Origin of the sequence: Castellaniella hirudinis, from assembly GCF_047468865.1 — a bacterium.
GTDB lineage: Bacteria > Pseudomonadota > Gammaproteobacteria > Burkholderiales > Burkholderiaceae_B > Castellaniella > Castellaniella hirudinis_A.
The window spans coordinates 43989-70837 of sequence record NZ_JBLGTV010000006.1 but is presented as its reverse complement, the minus strand read 5'-3'; the positions used below and the strand labels follow the sequence as shown (position 1 = coordinate 70837).

At 65.1% G+C, this 26849-nt stretch carries 21 protein-coding genes and 1 other RNA gene; 3 read left to right on the top strand and 19 right to left on the bottom strand.

Annotated elements, in window-relative coordinates; translation table 11 throughout:
- Nucleotides 1–48 precede the first annotated feature (48 nt).
- The 14 genes from iolB to tkt all read right to left on the bottom strand — a co-directional run bounded on the left by iolB (nt 49) and on the right by tkt (nt 17146).
- A complete protein-coding gene (iolB, locus tag ACMHYJ_RS09435; protein WP_414245922.1) occupies nt 49–855 on the bottom strand; it encodes a 5-deoxy-glucuronate isomerase in 807 nt (268 codons plus the stop codon).
- A 1-nt stretch (nt 856) separates the two neighbouring features.
- On the bottom strand, nt 857–1774 hold the full coding sequence (gene iolE / locus ACMHYJ_RS09430) for a myo-inosose-2 dehydratase (RefSeq protein WP_414245921.1): 918 nt from the start codon (nt 1772–1774) through the stop codon (nt 857–859).
- A gap of 37 nt (nt 1775–1811) precedes the next feature.
- Complete coding sequence (iolD, locus tag ACMHYJ_RS09425; RefSeq protein WP_414245920.1) at nt 1812–3671, bottom strand: 3D-(3,5/4)-trihydroxycyclohexane-1,2-dione acylhydrolase (decyclizing); 1860 nt, start codon at nt 3669–3671, stop codon at nt 1812–1814.
- Nucleotides 3672–3705: 34 nt separating this feature from the next.
- Nucleotides 3706–5661 carry a bifunctional 5-dehydro-2-deoxygluconokinase/5-dehydro-2-deoxyphosphogluconate aldolase gene (locus ACMHYJ_RS09420; protein ID WP_414246031.1) on the bottom strand — a complete coding sequence of 652 codons (1956 nt, stop codon included), beginning with the start codon at nt 5659–5661 and terminating at the stop codon, nt 3706–3708.
- 49 nt (nt 5662–5710) lie between these two features.
- A complete protein-coding gene (locus ACMHYJ_RS09415; protein WP_414245919.1) occupies nt 5711–6496 on the bottom strand; it encodes an ATP-binding cassette domain-containing protein in 786 nt (261 codons plus the stop codon).
- A gap of 172 nt (nt 6497–6668) precedes the next feature.
- Nucleotides 6669–7805 (bottom strand): ABC transporter permease, encoded by a 1137-nt coding sequence (locus ACMHYJ_RS09410; protein WP_414245918.1) that lies wholly within the window; start codon nt 7803–7805, stop codon nt 6669–6671.
- 21 nt (nt 7806–7826) lie between these two features.
- Nucleotides 7827–8855, bottom strand: a complete 1029-nt coding sequence (locus ACMHYJ_RS09405; RefSeq protein ID WP_414245917.1) for a sugar ABC transporter substrate-binding protein — start codon at nt 8853–8855, stop codon at nt 7827–7829.
- A gap of 334 nt (nt 8856–9189) precedes the next feature.
- Nucleotides 9190–9798 carry a recombination mediator RecR gene (recR, locus tag ACMHYJ_RS09400; protein ID WP_414245916.1) on the bottom strand — a complete coding sequence of 203 codons (609 nt, stop codon included), beginning with the start codon at nt 9796–9798 and terminating at the stop codon, nt 9190–9192.
- A 1-nt stretch (nt 9799) separates the two neighbouring features.
- Nucleotides 9800–10126: a YbaB/EbfC family nucleoid-associated protein gene (locus ACMHYJ_RS09395; RefSeq protein ID WP_414245915.1), complete on the bottom strand. Its 327-nt coding sequence runs from the start codon at nt 10124–10126 to the stop codon at nt 9800–9802.
- Between the two features lie 43 nt (nt 10127–10169).
- Complete coding sequence (dnaX, locus tag ACMHYJ_RS09390; RefSeq protein WP_414245914.1) at nt 10170–12494, bottom strand: DNA polymerase III subunit gamma/tau; 2325 nt, start codon at nt 12492–12494, stop codon at nt 10170–10172.
- A 29-nt stretch (nt 12495–12523) separates the two neighbouring features.
- Nucleotides 12524–12621, bottom strand: an RNA gene (gene ffs, locus ACMHYJ_RS09385) — signal recognition particle sRNA small type.
- A gap of 49 nt (nt 12622–12670) precedes the next feature.
- Entirely contained in the window at nt 12671–13861 is a 1191-nt protein-coding gene (locus tag ACMHYJ_RS09380) for a phosphoglycerate kinase (RefSeq protein ID WP_414245913.1), read from the bottom strand.
- Between the two features lie 216 nt (nt 13862–14077).
- Nucleotides 14078–15088 (bottom strand): type I glyceraldehyde-3-phosphate dehydrogenase, encoded by a 1011-nt coding sequence (gene gap, locus ACMHYJ_RS09375; RefSeq protein ID WP_414245912.1) that lies wholly within the window; start codon nt 15086–15088, stop codon nt 14078–14080.
- Nucleotides 15089–15100: 12 nt separating this feature from the next.
- Entirely contained in the window at nt 15101–17146 is a 2046-nt protein-coding gene (tkt, locus tag ACMHYJ_RS09370; RefSeq protein WP_414245911.1) for a transketolase, read from the bottom strand.
- 137 nt (nt 17147–17283) lie between these two features.
- On the opposite strand from tkt, the gene ACMHYJ_RS09365 reads away from it, so the two are divergent.
- The gene (locus ACMHYJ_RS09365) at nt 17284–18006 is read left to right on the top strand and encodes a 16S rRNA (uracil(1498)-N(3))-methyltransferase (RefSeq protein ID WP_414245910.1); all 723 of its coding nucleotides are present in this window, start codon (nt 17284–17286) and stop codon (nt 18004–18006) included.
- A gap of 13 nt (nt 18007–18019) precedes the next feature.
- On the opposite strand, the gene ACMHYJ_RS09360 is transcribed toward ACMHYJ_RS09365, so the two are convergent.
- From ACMHYJ_RS09360 to ACMHYJ_RS09345, 4 genes are all read right to left on the bottom strand, one after another.
- Nucleotides 18020–18484, bottom strand: a complete 465-nt coding sequence (locus ACMHYJ_RS09360) for a barstar family protein (protein WP_414245909.1) — start codon at nt 18482–18484, stop codon at nt 18020–18022.
- Nucleotides 18481–19692: a patatin-like phospholipase family protein gene (locus tag ACMHYJ_RS09355; RefSeq protein WP_414245908.1), complete on the bottom strand. Its 1212-nt coding sequence runs from the start codon at nt 19690–19692 to the stop codon at nt 18481–18483. The genes ACMHYJ_RS09360 and ACMHYJ_RS09355 overlap by 4 nt, the downstream gene beginning before the upstream one ends.
- A complete protein-coding gene (locus tag ACMHYJ_RS09350) occupies nt 19667–21961 on the bottom strand; it encodes an NADP-dependent malic enzyme (protein ID WP_414245907.1) in 2295 nt (764 codons plus the stop codon). Before ACMHYJ_RS09350 ends, ACMHYJ_RS09355 begins: the two co-directional genes overlap by 26 nt.
- Nucleotides 21962–22161: 200 nt before the next feature.
- Nucleotides 22162–23085: a hypothetical protein gene (locus tag ACMHYJ_RS09345; protein WP_414245906.1), complete on the bottom strand. Its 924-nt coding sequence runs from the start codon at nt 23083–23085 to the stop codon at nt 22162–22164.
- 42 nt (nt 23086–23127) lie between these two features.
- Here ACMHYJ_RS09345 and ACMHYJ_RS09340 point away from each other — a divergent pair, with 42 nt between their 5' ends.
- On the top strand, nt 23128–24303 hold the full coding sequence (locus ACMHYJ_RS09340) for a pyridoxal phosphate-dependent aminotransferase (RefSeq protein ID WP_414245905.1): 1176 nt from the start codon (nt 23128–23130) through the stop codon (nt 24301–24303).
- A gap of 1 nt (nt 24304) precedes the next feature.
- On the opposite strand, the gene ACMHYJ_RS09335 is transcribed toward ACMHYJ_RS09340, so the two are convergent.
- Nucleotides 24305–25171 carry a transglycosylase SLT domain-containing protein gene (locus tag ACMHYJ_RS09335; protein ID WP_414245904.1) on the bottom strand — a complete coding sequence of 289 codons (867 nt, stop codon included), beginning with the start codon at nt 25169–25171 and terminating at the stop codon, nt 24305–24307.
- Nucleotides 25172–25250: 79 nt separating this feature from the next.
- On the opposite strand from ACMHYJ_RS09335, the gene ACMHYJ_RS09330 reads away from it, so the two are divergent.
- A complete protein-coding gene (locus ACMHYJ_RS09330; protein WP_414245903.1) occupies nt 25251–26795 on the top strand; it encodes a UbiD family decarboxylase in 1545 nt (514 codons plus the stop codon).
- The last annotated feature ends 54 nt before the right edge of the window (nt 26796–26849 follow it).

The window sequence follows — 26849 nt, the reverse complement described above, 5'->3', positions numbered from 1 at the left end:
AGTCCTTGTGTTGACTTGCTTTATGAATAATATTCATGAACCGGCGGCCTACGCTTTCAGTAGCCACTCATGCCGTGGATCATTTTTGAACACCCAGTTTCTCTGCGGCCCCGCCATGACGTTCAAATAATAAAGATCGTAGCCATGCGGCGCCACGACCGGATGGTAGCCGCGCGGCACCATGACCGTATCGTGATTTTCTATGACAATGGCTTCATCGAGGCTGCGGTCATCTGTATAGACCCGTTGGAAAGCGAAACCCTGGGCCGGATCGAGCCGATGGTAATAGGTCTCCTCCAGCTGTGTTTCCTGCCCCTCGATGTGTTGATCATGCTTATGCGGCGGATAACTGGATGAATGGCCCGCCGGCGTCACCACCTCGACAACCAGCAGATGCGCCGCGGTCGGATCCGTGTGCGGCAAAATATCGCAGATATGCCGCTGATTGCTTCCCTTTCCCCGGGTCGAGCGCTTCATGGCCGCCGGATCCAGGACACGCACAAGCCGTTCACGCGTATCGGAAGGGGCGGAACAAAGCGCGATCTCGGCATCCCGCGTCGCCCGCAGTTCGAGATGGCGGCCCGCGGGCACATAAACGGCGGCGGGCGCCTGATCCTCGAAAACGCTATCCCGGGTTCCCAAGGCGGAATACATCCGGCCCTCGATCCTCAGATCAATCTGGCCCCGCAAGACCACCACGCAGAGTTCGCGGTGTCCGGTGTCGAGCGGCTCGGCCTCGCCGGCCGCCAGCCGGATGGCCCGAAAGCCGGTGTACGTCCAGCCTGCGCGTTCTGGCGTCACATCCACAATGGTGCGCCCGGCGGCCGCCTTGATAAGCAAAGGTGAATAGGCCATCTCATGCCTCCCTGGTATTGATCCGCTCGACAAGGGCACGCAGCGTTTCGTAGCCTTTTTTCGCATAGCGGTAGCTGGGCGCCACGGCGGGGTCTTGTTCGGCTTCGACAACCAGCCACCCTTCGTAGCCATTGGCCCGCAGTAAATGCAAGATGGCATCGAAGTCCAGATCGCCGTCCCCCGGGACGGTAAACGCCCCGTTGAGCACAGCCCCCAGGAAAGACCAGCCTTCATTGCGCGCCTGCTGGACAAGACTGGAACGCACATCTTTGCAATGCACATGGATGACCCGGTCGAGGTGCCTGCGCAGCAAAGACGCCGGATCGTGGGCGCCGCCAAAAAACGCGTGGCCGGTGTCGAACAACAGGCCAACGCTGTCTGGATTTGTCAAAGCCATCAACTGGTCGATGTCTTCCGGCGACTCGACATAGGCGCCCATGTGGTGGTGATACGCCAAGGCAATGCCATAGTCTGTCTTCAAATGCGCACCGAACGCATCCAGGCGTTGCGCATAGGCTTTCCATTGCGCAAGGCTGATGAAGCGCGGCCGCTGCGACAGCGGCGTATCCTGGCGGCCCTGAATGGATCCCGAGACTTCTCCGTAAACGACGACCTTGCACCCGTTGTCGCGCAGCTTTTCCATGTGCGCCCGGCAACGGGACACTTCTTCGTCCAGAGTCCCTTCGGCAAGATGGCCGGAATACCACCCAGACACGCAAACCAGCCCGAATTGGGCAAGTTTCGCACCCAATGCCTGGGATTCCTGGGGAAACTTATTGCCAAGCTCGAAGCCGGCGTAACCGATCTCCGCGCCCTCGGACAACGCGGTATCCAGTGGCGTGTCGCCCCCCAGCGCGGGCAGATCATCATTCATCCACGAGATGGGATTGATACCAATACGGACATTCCAGGGTTTCATAACAGCCTTGTCGAATCAATTGAAGAAGACGGCGCAATCAATCGCCTTGCTTTTGCTTGTTCTGCACATAGCGCGCGCGGGCTGCCGCGACCGCCGTGCGCTCGGTGACTTCAGGAATGGGCACGTCCCACCAGCAGCCCCCCTCATCGGTTGTCCGCTCGGGCGTCGTGTTGATGACAATCACCTGGGTAAGCGATGCCGCGCGCGCAGCGGCCATGGCGCGCCGAAGCGCCGGCACATCGGCCACGCGGCAGGCCTGGGCACCCAGGCTTGCCGCGTGGGCCGCCAGGTCGATATTGGCCGGCGCGCCGCCGTCGGCAATGCAATCCGCCAGCAGATTATTGAAGCGCGGGCCGCCACTGGCCTGCTGCAAACGATGGATGCACCCATACCCTTGATTGTCCAGCACCACGATAATGAGCTTGCGGCCCATCTGAACCGAAGTCGCAATCTCGGAATTCAGCATCAGATAAGAACCATCGCCGACCATCACAATGACTTCGCGCTCTGGATGGGCAATCTTGACCCCCAGGCCGCCCGCGATTTCGTACCCCATCGTGGAATAACCGTATTCCATGTGATAGCCACCCGGGGTGCGGGTGCGCCAGAGCTTGTGCAATTCCGCCGGCAAGGTGCCGGCCGCGCACACGACGATATCGTGTTCCGCCGACTCGGCCAGGCTGGCCTGGACGGCGCCAATGACCTCGGCGTCATAGGGCAGCACACCCACCGGCGGCTGCGCCGCCGTCAGGGCATCGACACCGGCATTCCACCGGGCGGCGGCTTCCCGGGCGCGTTGGGTCCATGCGCCATCGGGCCGCCAACCCGTCAGGCCGGCGGCAATGCGCTCCAGCGCGCTGCGAGCATCCGCCACGACAGAAAAGGCTTTGCGCTTGGCGGCATCCAGCGGCTGGACGTTCAGCCCAAGCAAGGGGACATGGGCAAACAGGCTATTCGAGCCCGTCGTGAAATCCTGCAACCGCGTGCCCACGGCAATGATCAGATCCGCATCGGCAACCAGGCTATTGGCCGCGGGCGACCCCGTCACCCCGATGGCGCCCAGATTCATGGGGTCATCCCAGGCCAGGCTTCCCTTGCCGGCTTGAGTCTCGGCGACGGGAATACCATAGGCAGACGCCAGGTCGGCCAGCGCCGCCCAGGCCTGGCTGTACAGGACGCCGCCTCCCGCAATAATCAGCGGACGTTTCGCATGGCGCAACCGCTTGAGCGCGCCATGCAGAACTTCCGGATCCGGGGCGGGCCGCCGCAAACGCAACGGCGCCGGGTGAAGAAAATCTTGCGGACAATCAAAGGCCTCGGTCTGCACGTCCTGCGGCAACGCCAGGCAAACCGGGCCGCAGGCGGCAGGATCGGTCAGGACATGAATGGCATGGGGCAAAGCCGCCAGAATTTGCTCCGACCTTTGGATACGATCGAAATAGCGCGTCACCGGCCGCAGGCAGTCATTGACCGAAATATCCCCCTGATCAAAGGATTCCAGCTGCTGCAGCACCGGATCAGGGCGGCGGCTGGCAAACACATCCCCCGGCAACAACAGCATAGGCAGCCGATTGACGTGGGCCAGCGCCGCGCTGGTTACCAGATTGGTCGCCCCGGGCCCAATGGACGTGGTCACGGCCATGATCTGCTGCCGGAATCTGGCCTTGGCATAGGCTGCGGCCGCATTGGCCATGCCTTGCTCGTTGTGCGCGCGCCACGTCGGCAGGACATCACGGGCAGCCCACAAGGCATCCCCCAGGCCCGAGACATTGCCATGGCCAAAAATGGCAAAGACGCCACGAACATAGGGCACGATCTGGCCATCGTCCAATTCGATCCTCAGCGCCGCCAGATGACGAACCAATGCCTGGGACAGCGTCAGTCTTTGCGTATGCATTCAATCTCTCCGAAATCGGTTACCGCCCAAGCGATCAGGCCACTTCCGCGGCGTGCCGCTCGAACCAGGCGTCGGTCAGGGCGGCAAAGTTGCCGGCCACGCCGCGAATCAGCGCATCGTCGTCAATCTCTTGGGCAAGCCATTGCGCCGCCGGCGCGGCCCAAAGCGTGCGGCCCACCATAAAGCCTTTGACGATCGGGTTTCTGGCCTGCGCAAAGCTTGCCGCCAAATCCGCCAGCGGCTGGTTCAGCCCAAGAATGACCGCGCCGCGACAGTAAGGATCGTGCTGCTGGATCAAATCCGCCAGTGCCTGCCAGCCGGCAGGCGCCATGGGCGCAAGCTTCCACCATTCGGGCTTGAAGCCCAGATTGTAGAAACGCTTGACCGTGCGCAGGATGGCCGCGTCCCGGGCGGCTACGGTGCCCGGGACAGGCAGCGTCGAAGGGGGCGTAATGACCTCCAGCAGCAATTCATGACCGCTGATCCGCGTTGCCTCCCAGAGTTCGCGCAACCGGGATTCCTGGGCCAGCCGCAAGCCATAAGCCTCATCGGGATGGGTGTAAATCAAGCATTTGACCGTATGCTCGCGGGGCCAGCGCGCCAACTGCGAACCCAGGGAAGCCGTGCCGTCGAAGACCAAAGGGCGGGACAAAGGGTGTTCTACAGGCCGCCCGATCCACCAACCACGCCCGGTGGCACTGGCAAGCGCATCCAGCCCATATTTTTCATCAATCAGCACGCCGACACGACCCTGCAAGCGGTGACTGGATTCCACGGACTCGGCCGCGCGCACCAGCAGTTTTTTCAAGTCGGGCAAGCGTGCGGAATCAGCCCCCGCCTGGCGGGCCAGCTCAAAGAACTGCGCCCGATGATCGAAAGCCAGCACGCACAGCGCATCCCATTCGGGGCGTTTGACACTGACGCGGTGCAAATGGGACAGCGTGTCATCCTCGCCGGGGTTTGCCCGGCAACGGCCTGAAAACCAATGATGCAATTCCGCCTGCGTCGGCATCGCCGGGGCGCAGGCATGACGCGACACAACGATCGCACCGCAAGCATTGGCAATCCGTGCCGCCTGAGAAAAATCCTGATGCCGCAGAAGGCCAGACAACAAGCCTGCCGCAAACGCATCGCCGGCACCCAGCACGTTCAGGACTTCGACCGCCTCGCCGGGCACGGTCATCGCCTCGTCCAGGCGACCCGGCACCTCGCCGTCGATATAGCAGCAGCCCCGGGGGCCCAGCTTGACCACCAACCCAGCCCCGGTAATGGCACGCACGGCCCGCAGCGAGGCCAGCAGATCGCCAGGCACCCCGCCGGCAATCAGGAATTCTTCTTCGGTGCCGATCAACAGGTCGAACCGCGGCAACAAGCCCTGCAACTGCCGGGTCACATCCGCATTGGCGACAAAGCGGTTTTCACCATCGCCACGGGGCGTCAACCCCCATAGAACGGGCCGATAATCAATGTCAAGCACACGCAACACGCCATGCGCCTGCGCGTAGTCAAGCGCCGCAACCGAGGCGGCGCGCACACCCGGCGTGCTGAGATGCGTGCCCGTTACCAGCAATGCCCGGCACTGCGCGATGAACCGCGCATCAATCTGTGCCGCATCAAGGGCCATATCGGCGCAATTTTCACGATAGAAGATCAAGGGAAAGGTATCCCGATCTTTCAGGCCGAGCAGGGCCAAAGCCGTCAGGCGGTGGGGATCGACCTGCACCTGGGAAACATCGCAGCCTTCGCGCTGCAGTGTTTCCAGGAGGAAACGGCCCATCTGTTCATCCCCCACACGGGAAATCATCGCCGTGCGCAAGCCTAATCGAGCCGCCCCGAAAGCAATATTGGCCGAACTGCCGCCCAAGTATTTGGCGAAACTGGCGACATCCTCCAGGCGGGCGCCAAACTGCTGGGCATACAGATCGACCGCCAGACGGCCCAGGCAGGCCAGATCGTAAGGGCGATCATCGGGAATGTTCATCATGGGTATCCTGTTCATAAAAATGCAAGAAATGGCTGGCGGGCCCGATTTGAAAAAATCAAATCGTGACGCCAGCCAGGTCGTTCATCATGGTTTGCATTTCCGCGCCGCCGGCCATCATGTCAAGCACCGCCTCTTTGGAAATATCCGATTTTTCATAAGTGCCCAGGGTGCGGCCACGGTTCAACAAGGTGAAGCTGTCGGCAATCGGATAAGCGTGATTGACATTATGGGTAATGAAAATAATGGAGATTCCGCGCTCACGGGCACGCACAATGAGTTTCAGGACATTGACGCTTTGCTTGACGCCAAGCGCCGCCGTCGGTTCATCCAGGATCAAGACCCGGGCACCGAAATGAATGGCGCGCGCAATGGCCAGACACTGTTTCTCGCCCCCGGACATACTGCCGATCATCTGATTCGGATCGCGCACCATGATGCCCATTTCCGCCAATTTCGCGCAGGCGGTATCGGCGGCCAGCGCATGATCCATGATGGGGAAAAGGCCAAATAAACGCCGCTGCGGCTCACGGCCCATGAAGAAGTTTCTTGCCACGCTCATCAGGGGAACCAACGCCAGATCCTGATAGACCGTGGCAATGCCACGATCCAATGCCGCTCGCGGCGAATCGAAGGCAACCGGCTGGCCATCAATATGGTAATGGCCCGCATCCGGGCGGTGAACGCCGGCCAGCACCTTGATCAGCGTGCTTTTACCCGCCCCGTTGTCTCCCAGCAGGCAATGCACCTCGCCGGGCCGCAAGCGCAAAGTGACATCCTGCAAGGCAATGACGGCGCCAAAAAACTTACTGATGGATTCCAATTGAAGAATGTATTCGCTCATGCTCGACTCCCTAGTGTCCTGTTTGGCTAATTCAAATACTCATCTTCGGCGCCTGGGCTCGCCATACTGCGTTGCAAATCCTCGCGATAGCACTGGCTATCGCTGCGGTTTGCGCCTTGTCTGGCAAGCCCATGCATCCGAATCTGAATACACGAACCAACCAAACAGGACACTAGCGAACCGACTGGGCAAAGCGGCGCCGGATGTAATTATTGAAGATCACGGCCATCAACAGCATCAGGCCCAGGAAGACGCGATACCAGTTATTGTCGATGCTGGTATAGCCAATGCCGATTTGCACCATCCCGAAAATCAGCGCGCCAAAAGCCGCGCCGATGACCGAGCCATAGCCGCCTGTCAATAAACACCCGCCAATCACCGCTGCAATAATGGCCTCGAACTCTTTTTGCAAGCCCCGGTCGGCGGCGGCGGATCCGGCATCGGCCACCTGCAGCGTGGCGAACAAGGTGGCCGCGAAAGCGACGAAGACAAACAAAGCGATCTTTACCCGCGTGACGGGAATCCCCACGTTCTTGGCCGCATTGGCGTCGCCGCCACAAGCCATGATCCAATTGCCCAGGCGAGTCCGCGCCAGCACAAAAGCGCCAGCCAAGGTCAGGATGCCCCACCAGACAATGACCTTGGGTATCCCGATCGCCAGGGCGGTGCCATCCGCGCGGGCGTCCAGCCAGCCAATCCCCGCCAAATAGTTGAACAGCCCGGTAAAGACATGGCCCAGAAACAGCAGGCCGATCACCGGGTCGGCGGCCATGGCATCGCGCAGGATGAGGTCGCCCTCGCCTGAAATAATGGTGCGCCCCGTCAACAGCACGCTGATCGCCAGGCTGAGTCCACGCAAGATGAAGTAAAACGCCAGCGTGACGATAAACGAAGGCAGGCCTGTCTTGATGACCAGCCAGCCATTCAGCCAACCCAGAGACATGGCGACGAAAAAAGAAAATGGCACGGCCACCATCGGCGGCCAGCCCCAGTACAAAATGGGGATAGCCACCATCATGCCGGCAAAACCAATCATCGAGCCGATGGACAGATCGAATTCGCCGGCAATCATCAATAGCGCCGCCGCGACGGCAATGATGCCCAGATAGCCGGCCACCGTGGCCCAATTGATGATGCCCTCCATGCTGAACATACCCGCATCGCCTGCCACGATGATAAACATCAGGGTGATCAGCAACGTGCCGGACAGGGCGCCGAATTCTGGCCGCATCAGCAGCTTCTGCAGGAAGCCGACCGAGCGGATGCGTTCGTCCGGCAGGCGGGCCGCCGACGTTGAAATATTGGACATGGTGGTACTCATGGCGCGGGATTAGCGGTACTGGCCGGCGTAGCGTTCAACTTTGGCGATGTTGTCGCGCGTGACAAAGCCCGGGCCCGAACTGATATTGCGCGGGCCGTAATTGGGCGTCAGCCCATAGGCCTCCAGGCGCTTGGCCACCTTCGAATCGATTTTGAAGGCCGTGGTCGCGGCTTCCAGATCGGGATTGCCGGTCTGCTTCATGATCGCCATGATGGCAATCGGAATATAGCCTTGCAGATAAGGCTGCTGATCGACGGCGAAAGCAATCGTGCCGTCTTTTATGCCGCGCGATATTTCATTGGACAAATCCATCGTCGCGAAATAAATCTTGCCCTTCAAGTCCATTTTCTTGATCGTCTGCAAGACACCCTGCGCGGAAATCGGCCCCAAGGCAAAAACGGCCTGGGTGTCCGGGTTGCGGCGCAAATAAGCGCTGGTCATGCTCTCGATCTGGGCGGGGTCAACGCCCGTGTCGATTGTGCTTTTTCTGAAATCCACGCCCAGCGCATCCCCGAAGCCGCGGCAGCGCTCGAAAGAGGCGGGGTTGGTCGCATAATGGTTGACACAAACAAAACTGCTCACACCGGCCGCTTTGGCCCGCTGGCCCGCGCCATAACCGGCGCTATATTCCTCCTGGCCCACGTGCATGATGGCCCCGAGCTTTTCACTCTGTTCGGCCGTGCCGGAATTGGCCGTGATCAGCGGGATATGCTTGTCCGTGACCTTTTTGATGGCCCCTTGCAGCACGTTGAAATCCGCAATCGAAACCACCACACCATCGTAATTTTGCGCAGCGGCTTGTTCGACCAGACGCGCCATATCCGCCAAATCGCCGTTTGGCGGGTTGCGGTAGTCGACCGTGACGTCGAAATCGGTTGCCGCCCCCTTCAGCGCATTGCGAACGGTACTCCACCACGAATCCGAGTCCGGCGCATGGCTGATGAACACATAGCGCCCGGCCGCATGGGCCGACCCTGCCGCCAGCAGGGTCGTGATCGCCAGTGCGCCGAGAAATCGCCCACATTGAGTAGCCTTCATGTTGTCTCCTTGGATGGTCGGGATACTGCACGCCTGTGCCGGCGTGGCAATGACCTGGCCACCTGTGCCGGCGTTCAGATCATGGCGTCATTATCCTTTAGTCAGAAATTTTTTTCTTTTAGTGTTAACCATTAGAAATTAATTTCTGATTTTCTTCGGAAGGAAGACTGCAAGCAGTGCGTTCATGATCACGGCTTCCAGGCTTCTGACTCAACGGGACGGGCCGCACGGACGGTCTCGCAGTCCACGGCCGCTGCCATCCGGCCGGAACCGATAGCGCACAACAATTGGGTAGGGGGAATCCGCCAGCCCCCAGCAGGACAGCCCGCGAAGCTTACTGCTGGCGGCGCTCCATCAGCGCCCAGGCAATGGTGCCGGCATCGACGTATTCCAGTTCGCTGCCGCTGGGCACGCCCCGGGCCAGGCGGGTGACGGTCAGGCCGCGGTCGCGCAGCATGTCGGCCAGGTAATAGGCCGTGGTGTCGCCTTCAGCGGTGAAATTGGTGGCCAGGATGACTTCGCGCACCTGGTCGTCGGCCACGCGCTGCAGCAGCTGGGCGAAGCGCACTTGGTCGGGGCCGACACCTTCCAGCGGGGCCAGGCGGCCCATCAGCACATAATACAGGCCCCGGTAACCGTGGCTGGATTCGATCATGTTCTGGTCGGCGGGGGTTTCCACCACGCACAGCTGGCTGGCGTCGCGGTCGGGGTCTTCACAGATGGCGCACACCGGGGTCTGCGAAAACGAATGGCAGCGGCTGCAGTGGCACAGGCCGTCCACGGCGGCGCGCAGAGCGTCGCCCAGGCGCACCGCGCCATCGGGGTCGTTCTGCAGCAAATGATAGGCCATGCGCCGCGCACCGCGCACCCCCACCCCGGGCAAGCGGCGCAAGGCGTCGATCAGCGCCCGCAGGGGCTCGGGCTCGGGCAGGCTGCGGGCCATCTCAGAAGGGCAGCTTCATCCCGGCGGGCAAGGACATGCCCGCCGTGACGGCGGACATTTTTTCCTGGGCGGTGGCTTCGGCCTTGCGCTGGGCGTCGTTGAAGGCCGCCGCGACGAGGTCTTCGATCATGTCGCGGTCGTCATCGAACAGGCTGGGGTCGATGACGACGCGCTTGACGTCGAACTTGCAGCTCATGGAGACCTTGACCAAGCCGCCGCCCGCCGCGCCTTCAACCAGAATATCGGCCAGGGCGTCCTGGGCTTTTTTCATGTTTTCCTGCATTTGCTGCGCCTGGCGCATCAAACCGGCAATCTGACCTTTCATCATCGTCTTGTCCTGATCGAATAGGGAGTGAAAATAAAAACAAGGACTATACCGCAGGCGGGCGCACCGACCCCGGCACAAGGCGGGCGTCAAATTGCGCCGTCAGCGCCTGCACCAGGGGGTCTTGCGCAGCGGCGTCTTCGGCGGCCCGCTGGCGCCGGGCCTGGGCGGCCTGATCCACGGCATAGGCGGTGTCGCCGCCGGTATGGCCGTATTGCACGTCCAGCCGCAGGACGCGGCCAAAGTGCTCGGTCAGCCCGGTGCGCAGGCGATCCAGCGCCCCGCCTTCGGTGAGGGTGTGGATGGCCACCTGCAGGCGGATCTGATGATCGTCGCCCGACAGCCATTCGCTGTTCAGGGCCAGGGCGCGGGCCGCCCCGGTCACCGGCAGCGCCTGGGCCACGGCGGGCCAATCGGCCGAGGTCAAGGTGGCGGGGTCGGGCACGGCCGGGGCCGCCTCCGCCCCGGCGCCGGATTTGGGCAGGCCCGGCAGCTTGACCGGCAGATCAGCGCCGGGCAGGTCAGGCAAGCTGGCGAGGGGCAGGCCATCGTCCAGCAATACATCGTCCGGGTCGGCGGCCTGGCCGAAATGATCGGGCAAGTCCGCCAGCTGGGTGGTCCAGTCGGCGTCCAACGCCGCCTGGGCATCCTGGACGTCCTCGACGTCGGGAACCTGCGCCGTCCAGTCGGCGCCCGAGGCGTCGCCGTCAGCGGGCCGCGTCACCGGTTGGCTCACAGGGATTGGGTCGGCCGACGCGGCGGGCAAGACCGCCGCTTCGGCACGCGGCGCATCGACGGCCGCCGGGGCCGGTGTTGCCGTCGACACGGTCATTGACACGGCCGGGGATACCGCCGTTGGCGAAGCATCCGGGCAAGGCTCGGATGTCCGATCCGCCGATCCACCCGCCGGGTGCGCGAGTCTTGGCCCACTCGGCGGGGCAGCCGATTGATCCACAGCCGGCAGGGACGGCGACGCCGATGGCGAAGCGGCCGGGATGGCCGCCGGCGGCGGGTCTTCCCAGGCCGGGGGCTCTTGCACCCCAGACCCCTGGATCGGGGGCTCCGGGGCCATGCCCGCCTGCCCCAGCGGCACCTCGGCGGGCGTCGCCGCATCGCCGGGGGCCCGCGCCTCGGCCGGGGCCGCCGCAGGGGCTGGTGCAGCCGATTCGGCCGCCGGCGGCGCGGCGGGCGGCAACGCCGCCACCGGCCCGGCCCCGACGGTATTGGCCGGTTCGGCCGGGGCGGGGCCGGCGGCGCGGGCAGGATCCAGGCGCACGGGCGGCAGGCGGTCGGGGGGCAGCAGCGCCAGCATGCGCAGACAGGCCATGACAAAGCCGGCGTATTCGTCCGGGGCCAGGGAAAGTTCCTGGCGGCTGTGAACGGCCACGGCGTAGAACAGCTGCAGGTCGTCGGGCGACAGCAGGCCCGCGAGTTCGGTGATGACGTCGGCCTGAGGATCGTCCGCCTGCGCATGGCCCAGACGCTGGGCGATGGCCACCCGGGACAGCAGGATGGCCAGATCGGCCAAGGCCGCCTGGAACGACAGGCCCCGGGCGGACAAGTCGTCGGCCACGGCCACCACGGCCTGGGCATCCGCCTGCGCCAGGGCGCGCAACAGGGCCGCCAGGTGTTCCTGATCCAGCGTGCCCAGCATGTCGCTGATCGCCGCGGCGGTGAGATTGCCCGCCGCATAGGAAATGGCCTGATCGGTCAGCGACAGGGCATCGCGCATGGAGCCCGCCGCCGCCTGGGCGATCAGGCGCAATGCGGGGACATCGGCCGGAATGGCTTCCTGCTGCAAAATATATTGCAGGTGTCCGGTGATGGCCGGCACGGTCATTTGCTTCAGATTGAACTGCAGGCAGCGCGACAGCACCGTGACGGGGATTTTTTGCGGATCGGTGGTGGCCAGGATGAACTTGACGTGCGGCGGAGGTTCTTCCAGGGTCTTCAGCATGGCGTTGAAGGCATGCCCGGTCAGCATGTGGACTTCGTCGATCATGTAGACCTTGTAGCGGCCCGACGACGGCGCGTAGACGGCCTGTTCCAGCAGCTGGGTCATTTCGTCCACCCCCCGGTTGGAGGCGGCGTCGAGCTCGATGTAATCGACAAAGCGGCCCGCGTCGATTTCGGTGCAGGCCTGGCAATGACCGCAGGGCGTGGCCGTGACGCCATCGGCGCAATTGAGCGATTTGGCCAGAATGCGCGACAGCGTGGTCTTGCCGACCCCGCGCGTGCCGGTGAACAACCAGGCGTGGTGCAGGCGGCCCGACGACAAGGCGTGGATCAGGGCCCGGACGACGTGATCCTGGCCAATCAGGGTATCGAAGGAACGGGGGCGCCACTTGCGCGCCAGGACAAGATAGCTCATGGAGCGGCCACCCGGAAAAGACCAAAAGAAAAGGCGAGCCTGACTTCGGCACTGGTTCCGCACGGCTGTGGCTGCTTCGTTCCCGACCTGACCAGGTTGACCGCCGAACCATGCGAAGGGGCCCGCCGCATGAATTCTAACAGACCTTGGGGGATCCCGCGCCCAAGACTCCCAGCTTATTGGCCGCTGCGCGCCTGCAGGGCGGCCACGGCGGGCAGGGTCTTGCCTTCGAGGAATTCCAGGAACGCGCCGCCGCCGGTGGAGATATAACCGACGCGATCGGCGATGCTGTATTTGGCGATGGCGGCCAGGGTGTCGCCCCCGCCGGCGATGGAAAAACCGCTGGAATCCGCAATCGCCTGGGCGATGGTTTGCGTGCCCTGAGCGAAGGCCTCGAATTCAAACACGCCCACCGGGCCGTTCCAGACAATGGTGCCGGCCTGGCGCAGCTGCTGCGCCAGCCGGGCGGCGGTCTGCGGGCCAATGTCCAGGATCAGGTCATCCGGGCCGACGTCGGCGGCCGCCTTGACCGTGGCCGGGGCATCGGCGGCAAAGCGCGTGGCCACCACCACGTCCACCGGGATCGGCACTTGCACGCCCCGCGCCTGCATGGCCTGGATGACGGCCTTGGCCTGATCCACCTGGTCGGGTTCGGCCAGGGACTTGCCGATCGGCAAACCCGCCGCCAGCATGAAGGTGTTGGCAATGCCGCCGCCCACGATCAACTGGTCGACCTTGTCGGCCAGGGCCTGCAGGATGGACAGCTTGGTGGAGACCTTGGAGCCCCCCACGATGGCCACCAGGGGCCGCTGCGGGGCCTGCAGGGCGCGGCCCAGGGCGTCGAGTTCCGCCGCCAGCAGGGGGCCGGCGCAGGCCGCCGGGGCAAAGCGGGCAATGCCTTCGGTGGTGGCTTCGGCCCGGTGAGCGGTGCCAAAGGCGTCATTGACGTAGACATCGCACAGGGCCGCCATGCGGCGGGCCAGATCGGGGTCGTTTTTCTTTTCACCGGGGTTGCAGCGGCAGTTTTCGAGCAGGACGACTTCGCCGGGCTGCACGGTGACGCCATCCAGCCAGTTGGCCACCAGGCGCACGGGCCGGCCCAGCAGTTCGCCCAGGCGCACCGCCACCGGCCGCAGGCTGTCCTCGGGGTTGAGCACGCCTTCCTTGGGGCGCCCCAGGTGCGAAGTCACCATGACGGCGGCCCCCGCCTTCAGGGCGAGTTCGATGGCCGGAACGGAGGCCCGCACGCGGGTGTCCTCGGTGATTTCGCCGCCATCCAGCGGCACATTGAGATCGGAACGGATGAAGACGCGCTTGCCCGCCAGGGCGCCAGCCTGCGCCAGGTCGGAGAGGGTTTGTATCGTCATGAGAGTCCTTGGTGAAAGCAAGCGGCCGATTGCGTATCCCAGCCCGGGAGGCAAGCAGCCGGCCAAAACTGAAAAAAGGGCAGGTTTCCCCGCCCTTTGCGGCACCTCGCCCAGCCCATCGCCCGGCAGGGTGCCCCTGGCCCGCAGGCCAGCCGTGCATCAGTGACGCCGCAATCAGTGACGCCGCATCAAGACGCGGCCATCACGTCGCGGTCATCACTGGGCGGCCATGAGGGCCACGGTGGTGTCCAGCATGCGGTTGGAGAAGCCCCACTCGTTGTCGTACCAGGAGGAGACCTTGACCAGCGAGCCGGTGACCTTGGTCAGGGCCGCATCCACGGTGCTGGACAGCGGGCTGTGGTTGAAGTCCACCGAGACCAGGGGTTCGGTGGTGTAGGCCAGGATGCCTTTCAGGGGGCCTTCGGCGGCGGCCTTCAGGATGCCGTTGACTTCGTCCACGCTGGTGTCGCGGGTGGCGACGAAGGTCAGATCCACGATGGAGACATTGATGGTCGGCACGCGAATGGCGTAGCCGTCCAGCTTGCCGTTGAGCTCGGGCAGCACCAGGCCCACGGCGGATGCCGCGCCGGTCTTGGTGGGGATCATGCTGTGGGTGGCCGAACGGGCGCGGCGCAGGTCGGAATGATAGACGTCGGTGAGCACCTGATCGTTGGTGTAGGCGTGCACCGTGGTCATCAGGCCGTGGACGATGCCCAGCTGCTGATGCAGGGGATGAACCAGCGGGGCCAGGCAGTTGGTGGTGCAAGACGCATTGGAGATCACGGTATCCGTGGATTTCAGGATCTGGTGATTGACGCCGTAGACGATGGTGGCATCGACGTCCTTGCCGCCGGGCGCGGAAATAATGACCTTTTTCGCGCCGCCCGCCAGGTGGGCCGAGGCTTTTTCCTTGGAGGTGAACAGCCCCGTGCATTCGAGCACGACGTCCACGTTGAGATCGCCCCAGGGCAGATTGGCGGGATTGCGCTCGGCCAGCACGCGGATGCGGTCGCCGTTGACCACCATGCTGTCGCCATCGACTTCGACGGTGCCGGGGAAGCGGCCATGCGCGGTGTCGTAGCGGGTCAGGTGGGCGTTGGTTTCCGGGTTGCCCAGGTCGTTGATGGCCACGATCTGGATGTCGTGCTTTTTGCCGTCCTCGTAGTGGGCGCGCAGGATATTGCGGCCGATGCGACCGTAACCGTTGATGGCGACGCGAATGGTCATGGAAAGACTCCTTTACAAAAGCTGTTCGACAGTGGCCGCCACATGGTCGGCCGTGAGATGGAAGTGCTTGAACAACACACCGGCGGGTGCCGATTCGCCGAAGGTGTCGATACCCACCACTGCCCCGGTGGTGCCGACATACTTGTACCAGGTTGCCGTCCCGCCGGCCTCGATGGCCACCCGGGGCAGGTCGGCGGGCAGTACGCTGGCGCGCCAGGCGGCGTCCTGGGCGTCAAAGACCTGAGTGCAGGGCATGGACACCACCCGGGTGGCGATGCCGCGCGCGGACAGCCGATCCTGGGCCTGCAGGGCGATTTCGATTTCGGAGCCCGTGGCGATCAGCACGGCGCAGGCCCCGACCATGTCGCGCAGCACGTAGCCGCCCCGGGCGATGGCCTGGGTGGTGGCGGCGTCGCGGGCCACGAACGGCAGATTCTGGCGCGACAGCAGCAGGGCCGATGGCCCGCCGTCCCGCACGCCCATGCCGATGCTGGCGGGCCGCGTCAGGGCGGCCTGCCAGGCGACGGCGGTTTCGGTGGTGTCGCAAGGCCGCCAGACGTGCAGGTTGGGGATCAGCCGCAGGCTGCCTGCATGTTCGACGGCCTGGTGGGTAGGGCCGTCTTCGCCCAGGCCGATGGAATCGTGGGTGAAGACGTGCACCACCCGTTGTTTCATGAGCGCCGCCATGCGCAGGGCATTGCGCGAATAATCGGAAAACGTCAGGAAGGTGCCGCCAAAGGGCAGGTAGCCGCCATGCAGGGCCAGGCCATTCATGATGGCCGCCATGCCGAATTCGCGCACCCCGTAGTTGATGTGCCGCCCGCCCTGCAGGCCGTCGGCCGTGCGGCGCACCGGCGTGACGCCCTTCCAGTCGGTGAAATTGGATCCGGTCAGGTCGGCCGAGCCGCCCAGGAGTTCGGGCAGGATGTCGGCGAATGCCGCGATGGACTGCTGCGAGGCCTTGCGCGAGGCAATGGATTCGGCCTTGTCCTGGGTGGAGCGGATATGATCCTGGGCGCGCTGGGCGAAATCGGCGGGCAGTTCGCCCGCCATGCGGCGGCAGAGTTCGGCCGCCAGTTCGGGATAGGCTTCGGCGTAGTGGTCGAAGCGCACCTGCCAGTCGGACTGCAGGTGGGCGCCGCGCGACCGGCCGTTCCAGTAGTCGTACACCGCCTGGGGGATCTCGAACGGCGGGTGCGACCAGCCCATGGCCTTGCGGGCGGCGGCGATTTCGTCGGCCCCCAGGGGGGCGCCGTGGACTTTCTCGGAGCCGGCCTTGGTGGGGGCCCCTTGGCCGATGACGGTGCGGCAGCAGACCAGGGTGGGCCCGCGGCCCGCGGCGGCGTGCGCCCGGGCCTGGGTGATGGCCGCGTCCAAGGCGTTCATGTCGTGCCCATCGACCCCGCGCAGGACGTTCCAGCCATAGGCCTCGAAGCGCGACGGCGTATCGTCGGCGAACCAATCCCGCACCTGGCCGTCGATGGAGATGCCGTTGTCGTCGTAGAACACGATCAGGCGCGACAGGCCCAGCGTGCCCGCCAACGAGCAGGCTTCATGGGAGATGCCTTCCATCAGGCAGCCGTCGCCCACGAATACATAGGTGTCGTGGTCGATGATGGTATGGCCTGGACGGTTGAATTCCTGCGCAAGCAGGGCCTGGGCCAGCGCCATGCCCACGGCATTGGCCAGCCCCTGGCCCAGCGGCCCGGTGGTGGTCTCGACCCCCGGCGTAATGCCGACTTCGGGGTGCCCCGGCGTGCGCGAATGCAGCTGGCGGAAATGGCGCAGTTCGTCCATGGGGAGGTCGTAGCCGCTGAGATGCAGCAAGGCATACAGCAGCATCGAGCCATGCCCGTTGGACAGCACGAAGCGGTCGCGGTCCAGCCAGGCGGGGTCGGACGGGTTGTGCCGCAAGTGCCGTGTCCACAACACATGGGCGATGTCGGCCATGCCCATGGGCGCGCCCGGGTGCCCGGAATTGGCTTGTTGAACGGCATCCATGGCCAGGATGCGGATGGCATTGGCCATGGCGGGATCGGGGGCAGGCAAAGCGCTCATAGGGTCTTGGGGCAAGCCATGCAGCCAGCGCTGCGGGTCTTGCCATAATCTAGGATGACAAAGCCCTGAATTTTACCACCGCACCGGCAACGGTTTATATTCCCGGCATACCCATCCGGGGACATCGACCGCCATCCATGCCCATGCCTCGCTTTTTTTGTTCCGCGGCCCTGCGGGCCCATACCGCCATCGACCTGCCCGAAGCCCTGGCCCATCATGCGCTGCGGGTTCTGCGCCTGGCCGACGGCACGGCCATCACCCTGTTCGACGGACAGGGCGGGCAATACCCCGCCACCCTGCGCGTGCAGGGACGCCGGGCGCAGGCCCAGCTGGGCACCCACGACCCCGCCGAACGCGAACTGCAAGGCCGGCTGATGCTGCTGCAGGGGATCGCCTCGGGCGACAAGATGGACTGGGTGATCGAAAAGGCGGTCGAGCTGGGCGTGTACGCGGTGGCGCCGGTCATGGCCGAACGCAGCGTGCTGCGCCTGAGCGGCGCACGGCTGGACAAGCGCCTGGCCCACTGGCGCGCCATCGTCCAGGCGGCCAGCGAACAATGCGGCCGCAACCGCCTGATGCGCGTGCTGGATCCCGCGCCCCTGGCCGCCTGCCTGGAGGGCCTGGACGGCCCCGCGCTGTTCGCCCACCCGGAGGGCGGCCAGTCCTTCGACCAGGCGCTGCAGTCCGTGGATCGGCGACTCAGCCTGCTGGTCGGCCCCGAAGGCGGCTGGTCGGATGCCGAACTGGCATTAGGCCAGCGCCGCGGCCTGCAGCCAGTCCGGTTTGGGCCGCGCGTCTTGCGCACCGAAACCGCCGGCCTGGCCATGGCGGCCGCGGCCACCGCCCTGCTGGACTGGTAAAGACATGCGCAAATCAGCCGTCTTCGCGCCCTGAATACGGGGTGGGGTCGACGCCGGGCTCGGGGTCGGGATGGGCCCCGGCATGCTGGATGGCATAGACAAAGACGCGCTCGTTGTTCTGGCCGTATTCGACGACGTCCTCGCAGACGCCGCGGATGGCCTGGGTGTCCTCGGCCAGGGCGGGGTCGCCCGAATGCAGGTGCCGGAACCACAGGAACAGGCCGGTTTTCTGATCGCCGACCGTATCGCACAGGCAATCGTACAGGGCGTCCAGGTTGCCGCCGAAGAATTCCGGGTAGTCGATGGCCTTGACCACCGCCCGCAGCACGGCGGAACGGCTGCGCGCGCGGTCGCAATCGACCACGAAGGCGGTCAGGCCGGCCTCGGTGGCGGCGGCCAGCGCATCGGCCTCGGGGATCGCCTGGGCATCGAGCATGCCGCCCTGGGAGAATAATTTGCTTGACTGGACCAGACTCATGCGGACCACTCCTTGAAAAAAGCGATGATTTCATCAGCATGATTCATGCTGTCTGCCCTGCCTAACGCGATCAGGTCCTTGGTATAGCCTGCTTCGAACAAGAGATAGGATGCCAGCGCCCCACCCCCGGCCTGACGTTTACGAGGGGATACCCCGAGCACCCGGAACAAGGTTCGCACCGCGCGAGGCAGTTCATGCAGGTGTTCCAGGGCGATTTCGTCCAGGGACCGGCTGGGTGCGATCATCAAGGTTTGGATGGGCCGCAATGTCTCGCTTTTTAATCCATTTGCGGGGATTCGTGCAAGCAGCGCATTGATCCGGGTCATGCGCTCGATATCGACCGAGACTCCGTCAAGAAAAATATTGGACAGCGTGTGCCCCGCCACCTGGGCCAGGCTGGGGTAGCTCGGGCTGAGTTCGCGGATGCCCGGCTGGGTTTCATCCTGGTAGTTGGTGCCGATCACGAACACCCGCTGCGCCCCCAGGTGGATGGCCGGACTGATCGGGGCCAGCTGCCGCATGGAGCCGTCGCCGCACCACAAAGTCCGGTCGCCCAGCAGGATGGCGCGGGCGGGAAACACGAACGGGATGGCGCTGGAAGCCAGCAGGTGATCCACCCCGATCGGACAGGACACCGCCCGGCGCAGGGTGCGCGTCCAGGGGCGGATTTCTCCCCGCGCCTGGTAGAAGGTCAGGTGCTCGCCCGTCGTATAGGCGGTGGCGGTAATGGCCAGCGCCTGCAAATGGCCGCGTGACAGATTGGTGCGCAGGCGCGGGAAACTGAGCGTGCGCCCCAGCAACTGCGACAAAGGCTGGTTGTCCAGCAGGGAATGCGGCGCGTGGCTGGACCACTGCGGCCGTATCCAGCCCAGGGTCAGCATGGCCAGCCACTGCAGCCCCGTGCGCATCAGGCGCGGGGCATCGGCATAGTAGATGTCCGGGACATGCAGGGCCGCCCACAAGGCGCACAGATGATCGACCGCGCGATGCGGCTGGTGGGCGCGGCACGCCAGCGCGGTCGCATTGATCGCCCCGGCGGAGGTGCCGCAGAGAATATCGAACGGATTGCGAAAAGCCGGGCTGCCGGCGGGGTCCAGCACCTGCAGCACCCCGGACAGCACCCCGGCCTGGTAGGCGGCGCGCGCGCCGCCGCCCGTCATGACCAGCCCGATATGCGGGCGGTCAGTGGCGGCGCGGCTTGTTGGCATCGACCACCGTCAAAGCGGCCATATTGACGATCCGGCGCACCGTGGAGCTGGATGTCAGGATATGCACCGGGGCATTTGCCCCCAACAGGAACGGCCCCACCGCCACATTGCCGCCCGCGGCGGTCTTCAGCAGGTTATAGGCGATATTCCCGGCATCGACGCTGGGGCAGATCAGCAGATTGGCTTCGCCCTGCAAGGTGGTGGAAGGCAGGATGCGCTGGCGCAGGGCGGGATCCAGGGCGCAGTCCCCGTGCATTTCGCCATCGACTTCCAGCCCCGGATCGCGTTCGCGCACCATGCCGAGCGCCGCCCGCATTTTTTCGCCCGAGGACGAACTGCCTGTGCCGAAATTGGAGCGCGACAGCAAGGCCACCTTGGGCTCGATGTTGAGGCGCCGCATTTCCTCGGCCGCCATCAAGGTGATCTCGGCGATCTGTTCGGCACTGGGCATGTCGTTCACGTGGGTGTCGGCCAGCGCGATGGTGCGTTCTTCGAGCAGCAGGATATTCATCGCGGCGTAGGTCTTGGCCCCGGGCTGCAGGCCCAGCACCTCGTCGATGAAGCGCAGATGATTGCCATAGGATCCCACCGTGCCGCAGATCATGCCGTCGGCATCGCCCAGGCGCACCATCATGGCGCCGATCAGGGTCAGGCGGCGGCGCATCTCGACGCGCGCCATTTCCTTGGTGATGCCCTGGCGGCACATGAGTTCCCAGTAGGTGGTCCAGTACTGATGGAAGCGCTCGTCGTGCTCGGGGTTGGTGACCTCGACGTCCTGGCCCAGGCGGATGCGCAGCCCGTATTTCTCGATGCGGGCCGCCAGCACGGCCGGGCGGCCGATGAGGATGGGCTTGGCCACGCGCTCGTCGACCACGATCTGCACGGCCCGCAAGACGCGTTCGTCCTCGCCTTCGGCGAAAACGATGCGCGCCTTGCCGCCTTCGCGGATCATGGCGCGCGCAGCCGAGAACAAGGGCTTCATGAAGGCGCCCGAGTGGTAGACGAACTGTTCGAGCTGTTCGGCGTAGCCTTCGATGCTGTCCAGCGGCCGGGCGGCCACGCCGTCGTCCATGGCGGCCTGGGCCACCGCCGGGGAAATGCGCACGATCAGGCGCGGATCGAAAGGCTTGGGGATGAAATAGCCGGCGCCGAAGGACACGTCGTACAGGCCATAGGCGGCCGCCACGACGTCGTTTTGTTCTTCGCGGGCCAGCTTGCAGATCGCCATGACGGCGGCTTTTTCCATGCCCCGGGTGATGGTGGTGGCCCCGACGTCCAGCGCCCCCCGGAAAATATACGGGAAGCACAGGACATTATTGACCTGATTGGGAAAGTCCGAACGCCCCGTGGCGATGACGGCATCGGCGCGCACGGCCAAGGCCTCAGCGGGCAGGATTTCGGGGTTGGGGTTGGCCAAGGCCAGAATCAGAGGACGGGCGGCCATTTTCTTGACCATGTCGGGCTTCAGCACCCCCCCGGCGGACAGGCCCAGAAACACGTCGGCGTCGCCGATGATGTCGTCCAGCGTGCGGGCATCGGTGGCCTTGGCGAAGCGGGATTTTTTTTCGTCCATCAGGGCGGTGCGGCCCTCGTAGACCACGCCTTCGATGTCGGACACCCAGATGTGTTCCAGCGGCAGCCCCATGTCCATCATCAGATCCAGGCAACCCAGGGCGGCGGCCCCCGCCCCCGACACCACGACCTTGACCTGGGCGATGTCCTTGCCGACGACTTCCAGGCCGTTGATGAAGGCCGCCGTGACGCAGATGGCCGTGCCGTGCTGGTCGTCGTGGAAGACGGGGATCTTCATGCGCTCGCGCAGCTTGCGCTCGACCTCGAAGCATTCGGGGGCCTTGATGTCTTCGAGGTTGATACCGCCGAAGGTGGGTTCCAGCCCGGCGATGATGTCCACCAGCTTGTCGGGGTCTTGTTCGTTGATTTCAATATCGAAGACATCCAGGCCGGAGAATTTCTTGAACAGCACGGCCTTGCCTTCCATCACGGGCTTGGAGGCCAGCGGGCCGATGTTGCCCAGGCCCAGCACCGCCGTGCCGTTGGTGATCACCCCCACCAGATTGCCCCGGCCGGTATAGCGGAACGCATTATGGGCGTCGGCCACGATTTCTTCGCAGGCGGCTGCCACGCCAGGGGAATAGGCCAGCGCCAGATCCCGCTGGTTGGAGAGCTGTTTGGTGGGAGTGACCGAGATTTTCCCGGGACGCCCATGCTCATGGTATTCGAGTGCGGCCTTGCGCAGGGATTCTTCCATCGTGATGCCTTGGTATCAATTGAGGGGGGGGGTTACGCCAGACATTCTAGCTGCTAGATACCGGCAAGGGTATGACCCGTGGCATATGCGCCGCATGCGCCACGCCGATAGCCGCCCGGCGCGCCACGGATCGCGGCGGGCGGACGCTTGGAACAGGCCGCCACGGCAAGCGGACAGCGGCTGAAAGCGCGGGCCGCGGCCTAAAACAGCTGGCTGTGCGCCGGAAACAGGCTGTCCGGGTCGAACAACTGGCGGATCGCCTCGTCCCGGGCCTGAGCGGCGGCATCCGGCCCGGGACGATTGCCGTAGCGCGCCGGATAGGCGCGGTCGGCGGGCCGCCCCGCCCGCTGATCGAACACCAGCCATTCTACCCAGCCGAGTTCGCCCCCATGCCCCAGCAGCAGATGCGCCAGGTTGACGGTTTGGCCCTGGGCGGGGGCCAGGGCGTCCAGGCGATAGCGCGCCGCCCATTCCGGGCCATCCTCGGCCGCATCCTGAACACCAGCCTGCAGCTCGAACAGGCGCGGAATCATCGCCTGAACCCGCAGGTTATCCAGCGGCTTGCGGTTATCCACCCCGAAGGCGCCCAGATTCGCCTGCGTGCCATCGGACAGCAACACCATGGCGTGCACCAGCCCGCTGTCGGCGGTGCAGCCCCGATCCCAGTCGCACGCGCGCCGGTCGGCCAGCCAGGCCGCCACGGTCAAGTGAGGGGGCTGATCGCAAAACTGCGGCAGGCCGGCGGCTTCCAGATCGCCGATCAGGCAGCCGGGCTGGACGAACCAGCGCGAATCGTCCGGCCCCAGGCGTTCGTGGCGCGCCATCGCCGCGCCGGGCTCGACCCACAGCACGGGCATGTCGTCCAGGGCGGCGGACGCCGGGATGCCATCCAGCGCCAAGGTGACGCCATGTTCCAGGCACAGGCTGCGCGCCCGATAGACATCCTGCATGTTGGCCGGCACGAGGCGGGCACTGCCCGCCGCCGTGGCAAAATCGAACACTTGGCCATCCGCCCCCCGGCGCAGGCGGGACAGAAAGTCATCCCAGGGCGAACGCTGGGCGCGGCGGCCCGAGAGAAAGGCGCGGCGCGACGGCGAGGGCATGTCGGAATGATCTGTTGCCAAGGCTACAATCCTTCTTTTTAAGCAATGCGGTAGAGAGTCGTCATGGTCCGATTGGCCGACAGAACCGAACACACGGTTCCATTTTACGCTGTAGAAGTCCTGAAACAGGCACAAGCACTGGCCGCCCAAGGCCACGACATCATCAGCCTGGGGATCGGCGAACCCGATTTCACCGCCCCGGCCCGGGTGCTGGAAACCTTGAACCGCGCGGCGGATGCGGGACTCAGCGGCTATACCGCGCCGGCCGGCATCCCCGCCCTGCGCGAAGCCATCGCCCATTATTATCAGGCGCATTTCGGCGCCACCGTCGATCCGTCCCGGATACTGGTCACGGCGGGCGCGTCGGGGGCGCTGATGCTGGCCACCCTGGCCCTGATCAACCCGAGCGACGAAGTCCTGATGCCCGACCCGTCATACCCGGCCAACCAGAACTTCATCACGGCGGCCGGCGGGCGCACGCGTCTGATCCCCACCACGGCCGCCAACCGCTTCCAACTGGGCGCGGACGACATCGACGCCCATTGGGGGCCCGACACCCGGGGGGTGCTGATCGCCTCCCCCAGCAACCCCACCGGCACATCCATGCCGCGCGAGGCCCTGCGCGCCCTGATCGCCGCCGTGCGCGCCCGGGGCGGCTTCGTCATCATGGACGAAATCTACCTGGGCCTGTACTACGACCAGGCCCCGCAAAGCGCCCTGACGCTGGACGACGACATCGTGGTCATCAACAGCTTCTCGAAATACTTCCACATGACCGGCTGGCGGCTGGGCTGGCTGATGGCCCCCGCCGCCCTCATGCCCGCCATCGAACGCCTGGCCGCCAGCCTGGCGATCTGCGCCCCGGCCCTGTCGCAGCATGCCGCCCTGAGCTGCTTCGAGCCCGAAGTCATGCAGGTCTACGAACGCCGCCGGCTGTCATTCAAGGAACGCCGCGATTACCTGCTGCCCGCATTCGACCGCCTGGGCCTGGCCGTGCCCGCCGCGCCGGACGGGGCGTTTTATATCTTCGCGGACATCGGCGCCCTGGGGCTGGACAGCACCACGTTCTGCCACCGGCTGCTGCACGAGGCCGGGGTGGCATCCGTACCCGGCCTGGATTTCGGCCAAGCCCACGCCCGGCGCACCGTGCGGTTTTCCTATGCCACCGGCCTGGATCGCCTGCGCGATGCCATCCCCCGCATGCAGGCTTTCCTGGATCAGGTTCGCGCAGGCCGCTGACTTATTTGCCCAGCGGAATCCCCGACGCCAGCGCGATGCGGCGGCGTTCCGCCAGCACCTTGGCCCCGTAGCCGCCATCGCCGGGGCCGGAGGCCCCCACATAACAGGCCAGCCCGCCTTCGACCGAACCGCGCCGCCGGATACAGTCGGACAGGATCTGGGCGCCGATGCGCAGATTGACCACCGGATTGAAAATGGCCGCCGCGCCGCCGTGCGCCTTGAGTTTTTCGCGGTGCACGCTGCCCATGACCTGCATGAGGCCCTGCGCCCCCACCGGGCTTTCGACGAACGGGTTGTAGCGGGATTCGATCGCGATGACCGCCAGGATCAGCTGGGGATCGAGCTGGTATTCTTTGCCCACGGTAAACGCCGTGCGCGCCAAGGCCCCGGCCACGCTGGGCGAAATCCGGTACTTGCGCGCCAGATAGCTGCGCAGGCCCTGCGTCTGGGCCGCGGAAACCCCGGGAATGGGCTGATCGCGCATGCTGGCCGCCAGGGCCTGCATGAACAAGGGTGGATCCGCCGGCGACGCGGCGGCCAGCGGAGACTCCGTATCGGCCGGCTCCGCCGCCGGGGCGGCATCCTGGATCGGGCCGTCCGCCGGGACGGCGGATTCATCCGGCCAGGCCCAGGCGTACTCGGCATCATTGCCGCCATAGCCCGAACCATCCGCCTGAAACATCGCCAGCACCACCTGGTGCAGCTGCTGCGACTGCTGGCGCATGGAGGGCAGCACCAGACTGAGCGCCAGCGTGGTCAAGACCGCCAGGCCCAGGTAAATGGCGCTGACGTGGATGAACTCGCCCACGGGATGCAGCACGGCGCGCAGGCCATGCCGCAGGCGATCAAGTACAGGCCCTGCAAGCATCACGGTATCCGGCTGCCAACGGGACGGGGAGAATGGTAATCTTGGGCACGACCACACTGTAACCTGATTGACCTGATCTGTGAAATACCGCGACCTCCGAGACTTCATTGCCCAGCTGGAAAGCCGGGGACAACTGAAACGCATTGCGCATCCCGTTTCCACCGCGCTGGAAATGACCGAAATCAGCGACCGCGTGCTGCGCGCCGGGGGCCCCGCCCTGCTGTTCGAGCACCCCGGCCATCAGGGGCGGCCCAGCCCCCTGCCGGTGCTGACCAATCTGTTCGGCACGCCCCAGCGGGTGGCCTGGGGCATGGGGGCCCAGGATGTCTCGGCCCTGCGCGAGACAGGCGAGCTGCTGGCCGCACTGCGCGAGCCCACGCCGCCGCAGGGCATGCGCGACGCCCTGTCCAAGGTCGCCCTGCTCAAATCCGCCCTGTGGGACATGAACCCCCGCCAGGTGCGCGGCGCCGCCTGCCAGGACATCGTCATCGAAGCCGCCGACGTGGATCTGAACCAGCTGCCCTTGCAAAACTGCTGGCCGGGCGACGTCGCCCCCCTGCTGACCTGGGGCCTGGTCATCACCCGGGGGCCCAATGCCCGGCGGCAGAACCTGGGCATCTACCGCCAGCAATTGATCGGCCGCAACAAGCTGATCATGCGCTGGCTGTCGCACCGGGGCGGGGCGCTGGACTTCCGCGACCACTGCCTGGCGCACCCCGGCCAGCCATTCCCCATCGCGGTGGCGCTGGGCACCGATCCCGCCACGCTGCTGGCCGCCGTCACCCCCATCCCCGACAGCCTGTCCGAGTATCAGTTCGCCGGCCTGCTGCGCGGGTCGCGCACCGAACTGGCCGCCACGCTGGGCAGCGACCTGCAAGTGCCCGCCCAGGCCGAAATCGTGCTGGAAGGCCATCTCCTGCCCTCGGACGATCCCCGGGCCATCGCCCCCACCGTCCCCGAGGGTTCCCCCCCCGCGCCCGACACTGGCTACGAAATGGCGCTGGAAGGCCCCTACGGCGACCACACCGGCTATTACAACGAACAAGACTGGTTCCCGGTGTTCACCGTGGATCGCATCACCCACCGGCGACAGCCCATCTATCACAGCACCTACACGGGCAAGCCGCCCGACGAGCCCGCCGTCCTGGGCGTAGCCCTGAACGAAGTCTTCGTGCCCCTGCTGAAACGCCAGTTCCCCGAAATCACCGACTTCTACCTGCCCCCCGAAGGCTGCAGCTACCGCCTGGCGGTGGTGTCCATCCGCAAGCAATACCCGGGCCACGCCAAGCGCATCCTGTTCGGCCTCTGGAGTGTTTTGCGGCAGTTCATGTATACCAAGTTCATCGTCGTGGTGGACGAAGACATCAACCCGCGCGATTGGCCCGAGGTCATCTGGGCGATGACCACCCGCATGGATCCGGTGCGCGACACCCTGCTGGTGGAAAACACCCCCATCGACTATCTGGACTTCGCCTCGCCGGTCTCCGGCCTGGGCGGCAAGATGGGGCTGGACGCCACCAACAAATGGCCGGGCGAAACCCAGCGCGAATGGGGCCGGCCCATCGAGATGTCCGCCGAGGTCAAGCAGCGGGTGGACGCGATGTGGGGCCAGCTGGGCCTGTAGACGGGCCGGGCGTCATCCCGGCTACGCGGCAGGCGGGCACGGGCGCGGCGCTGC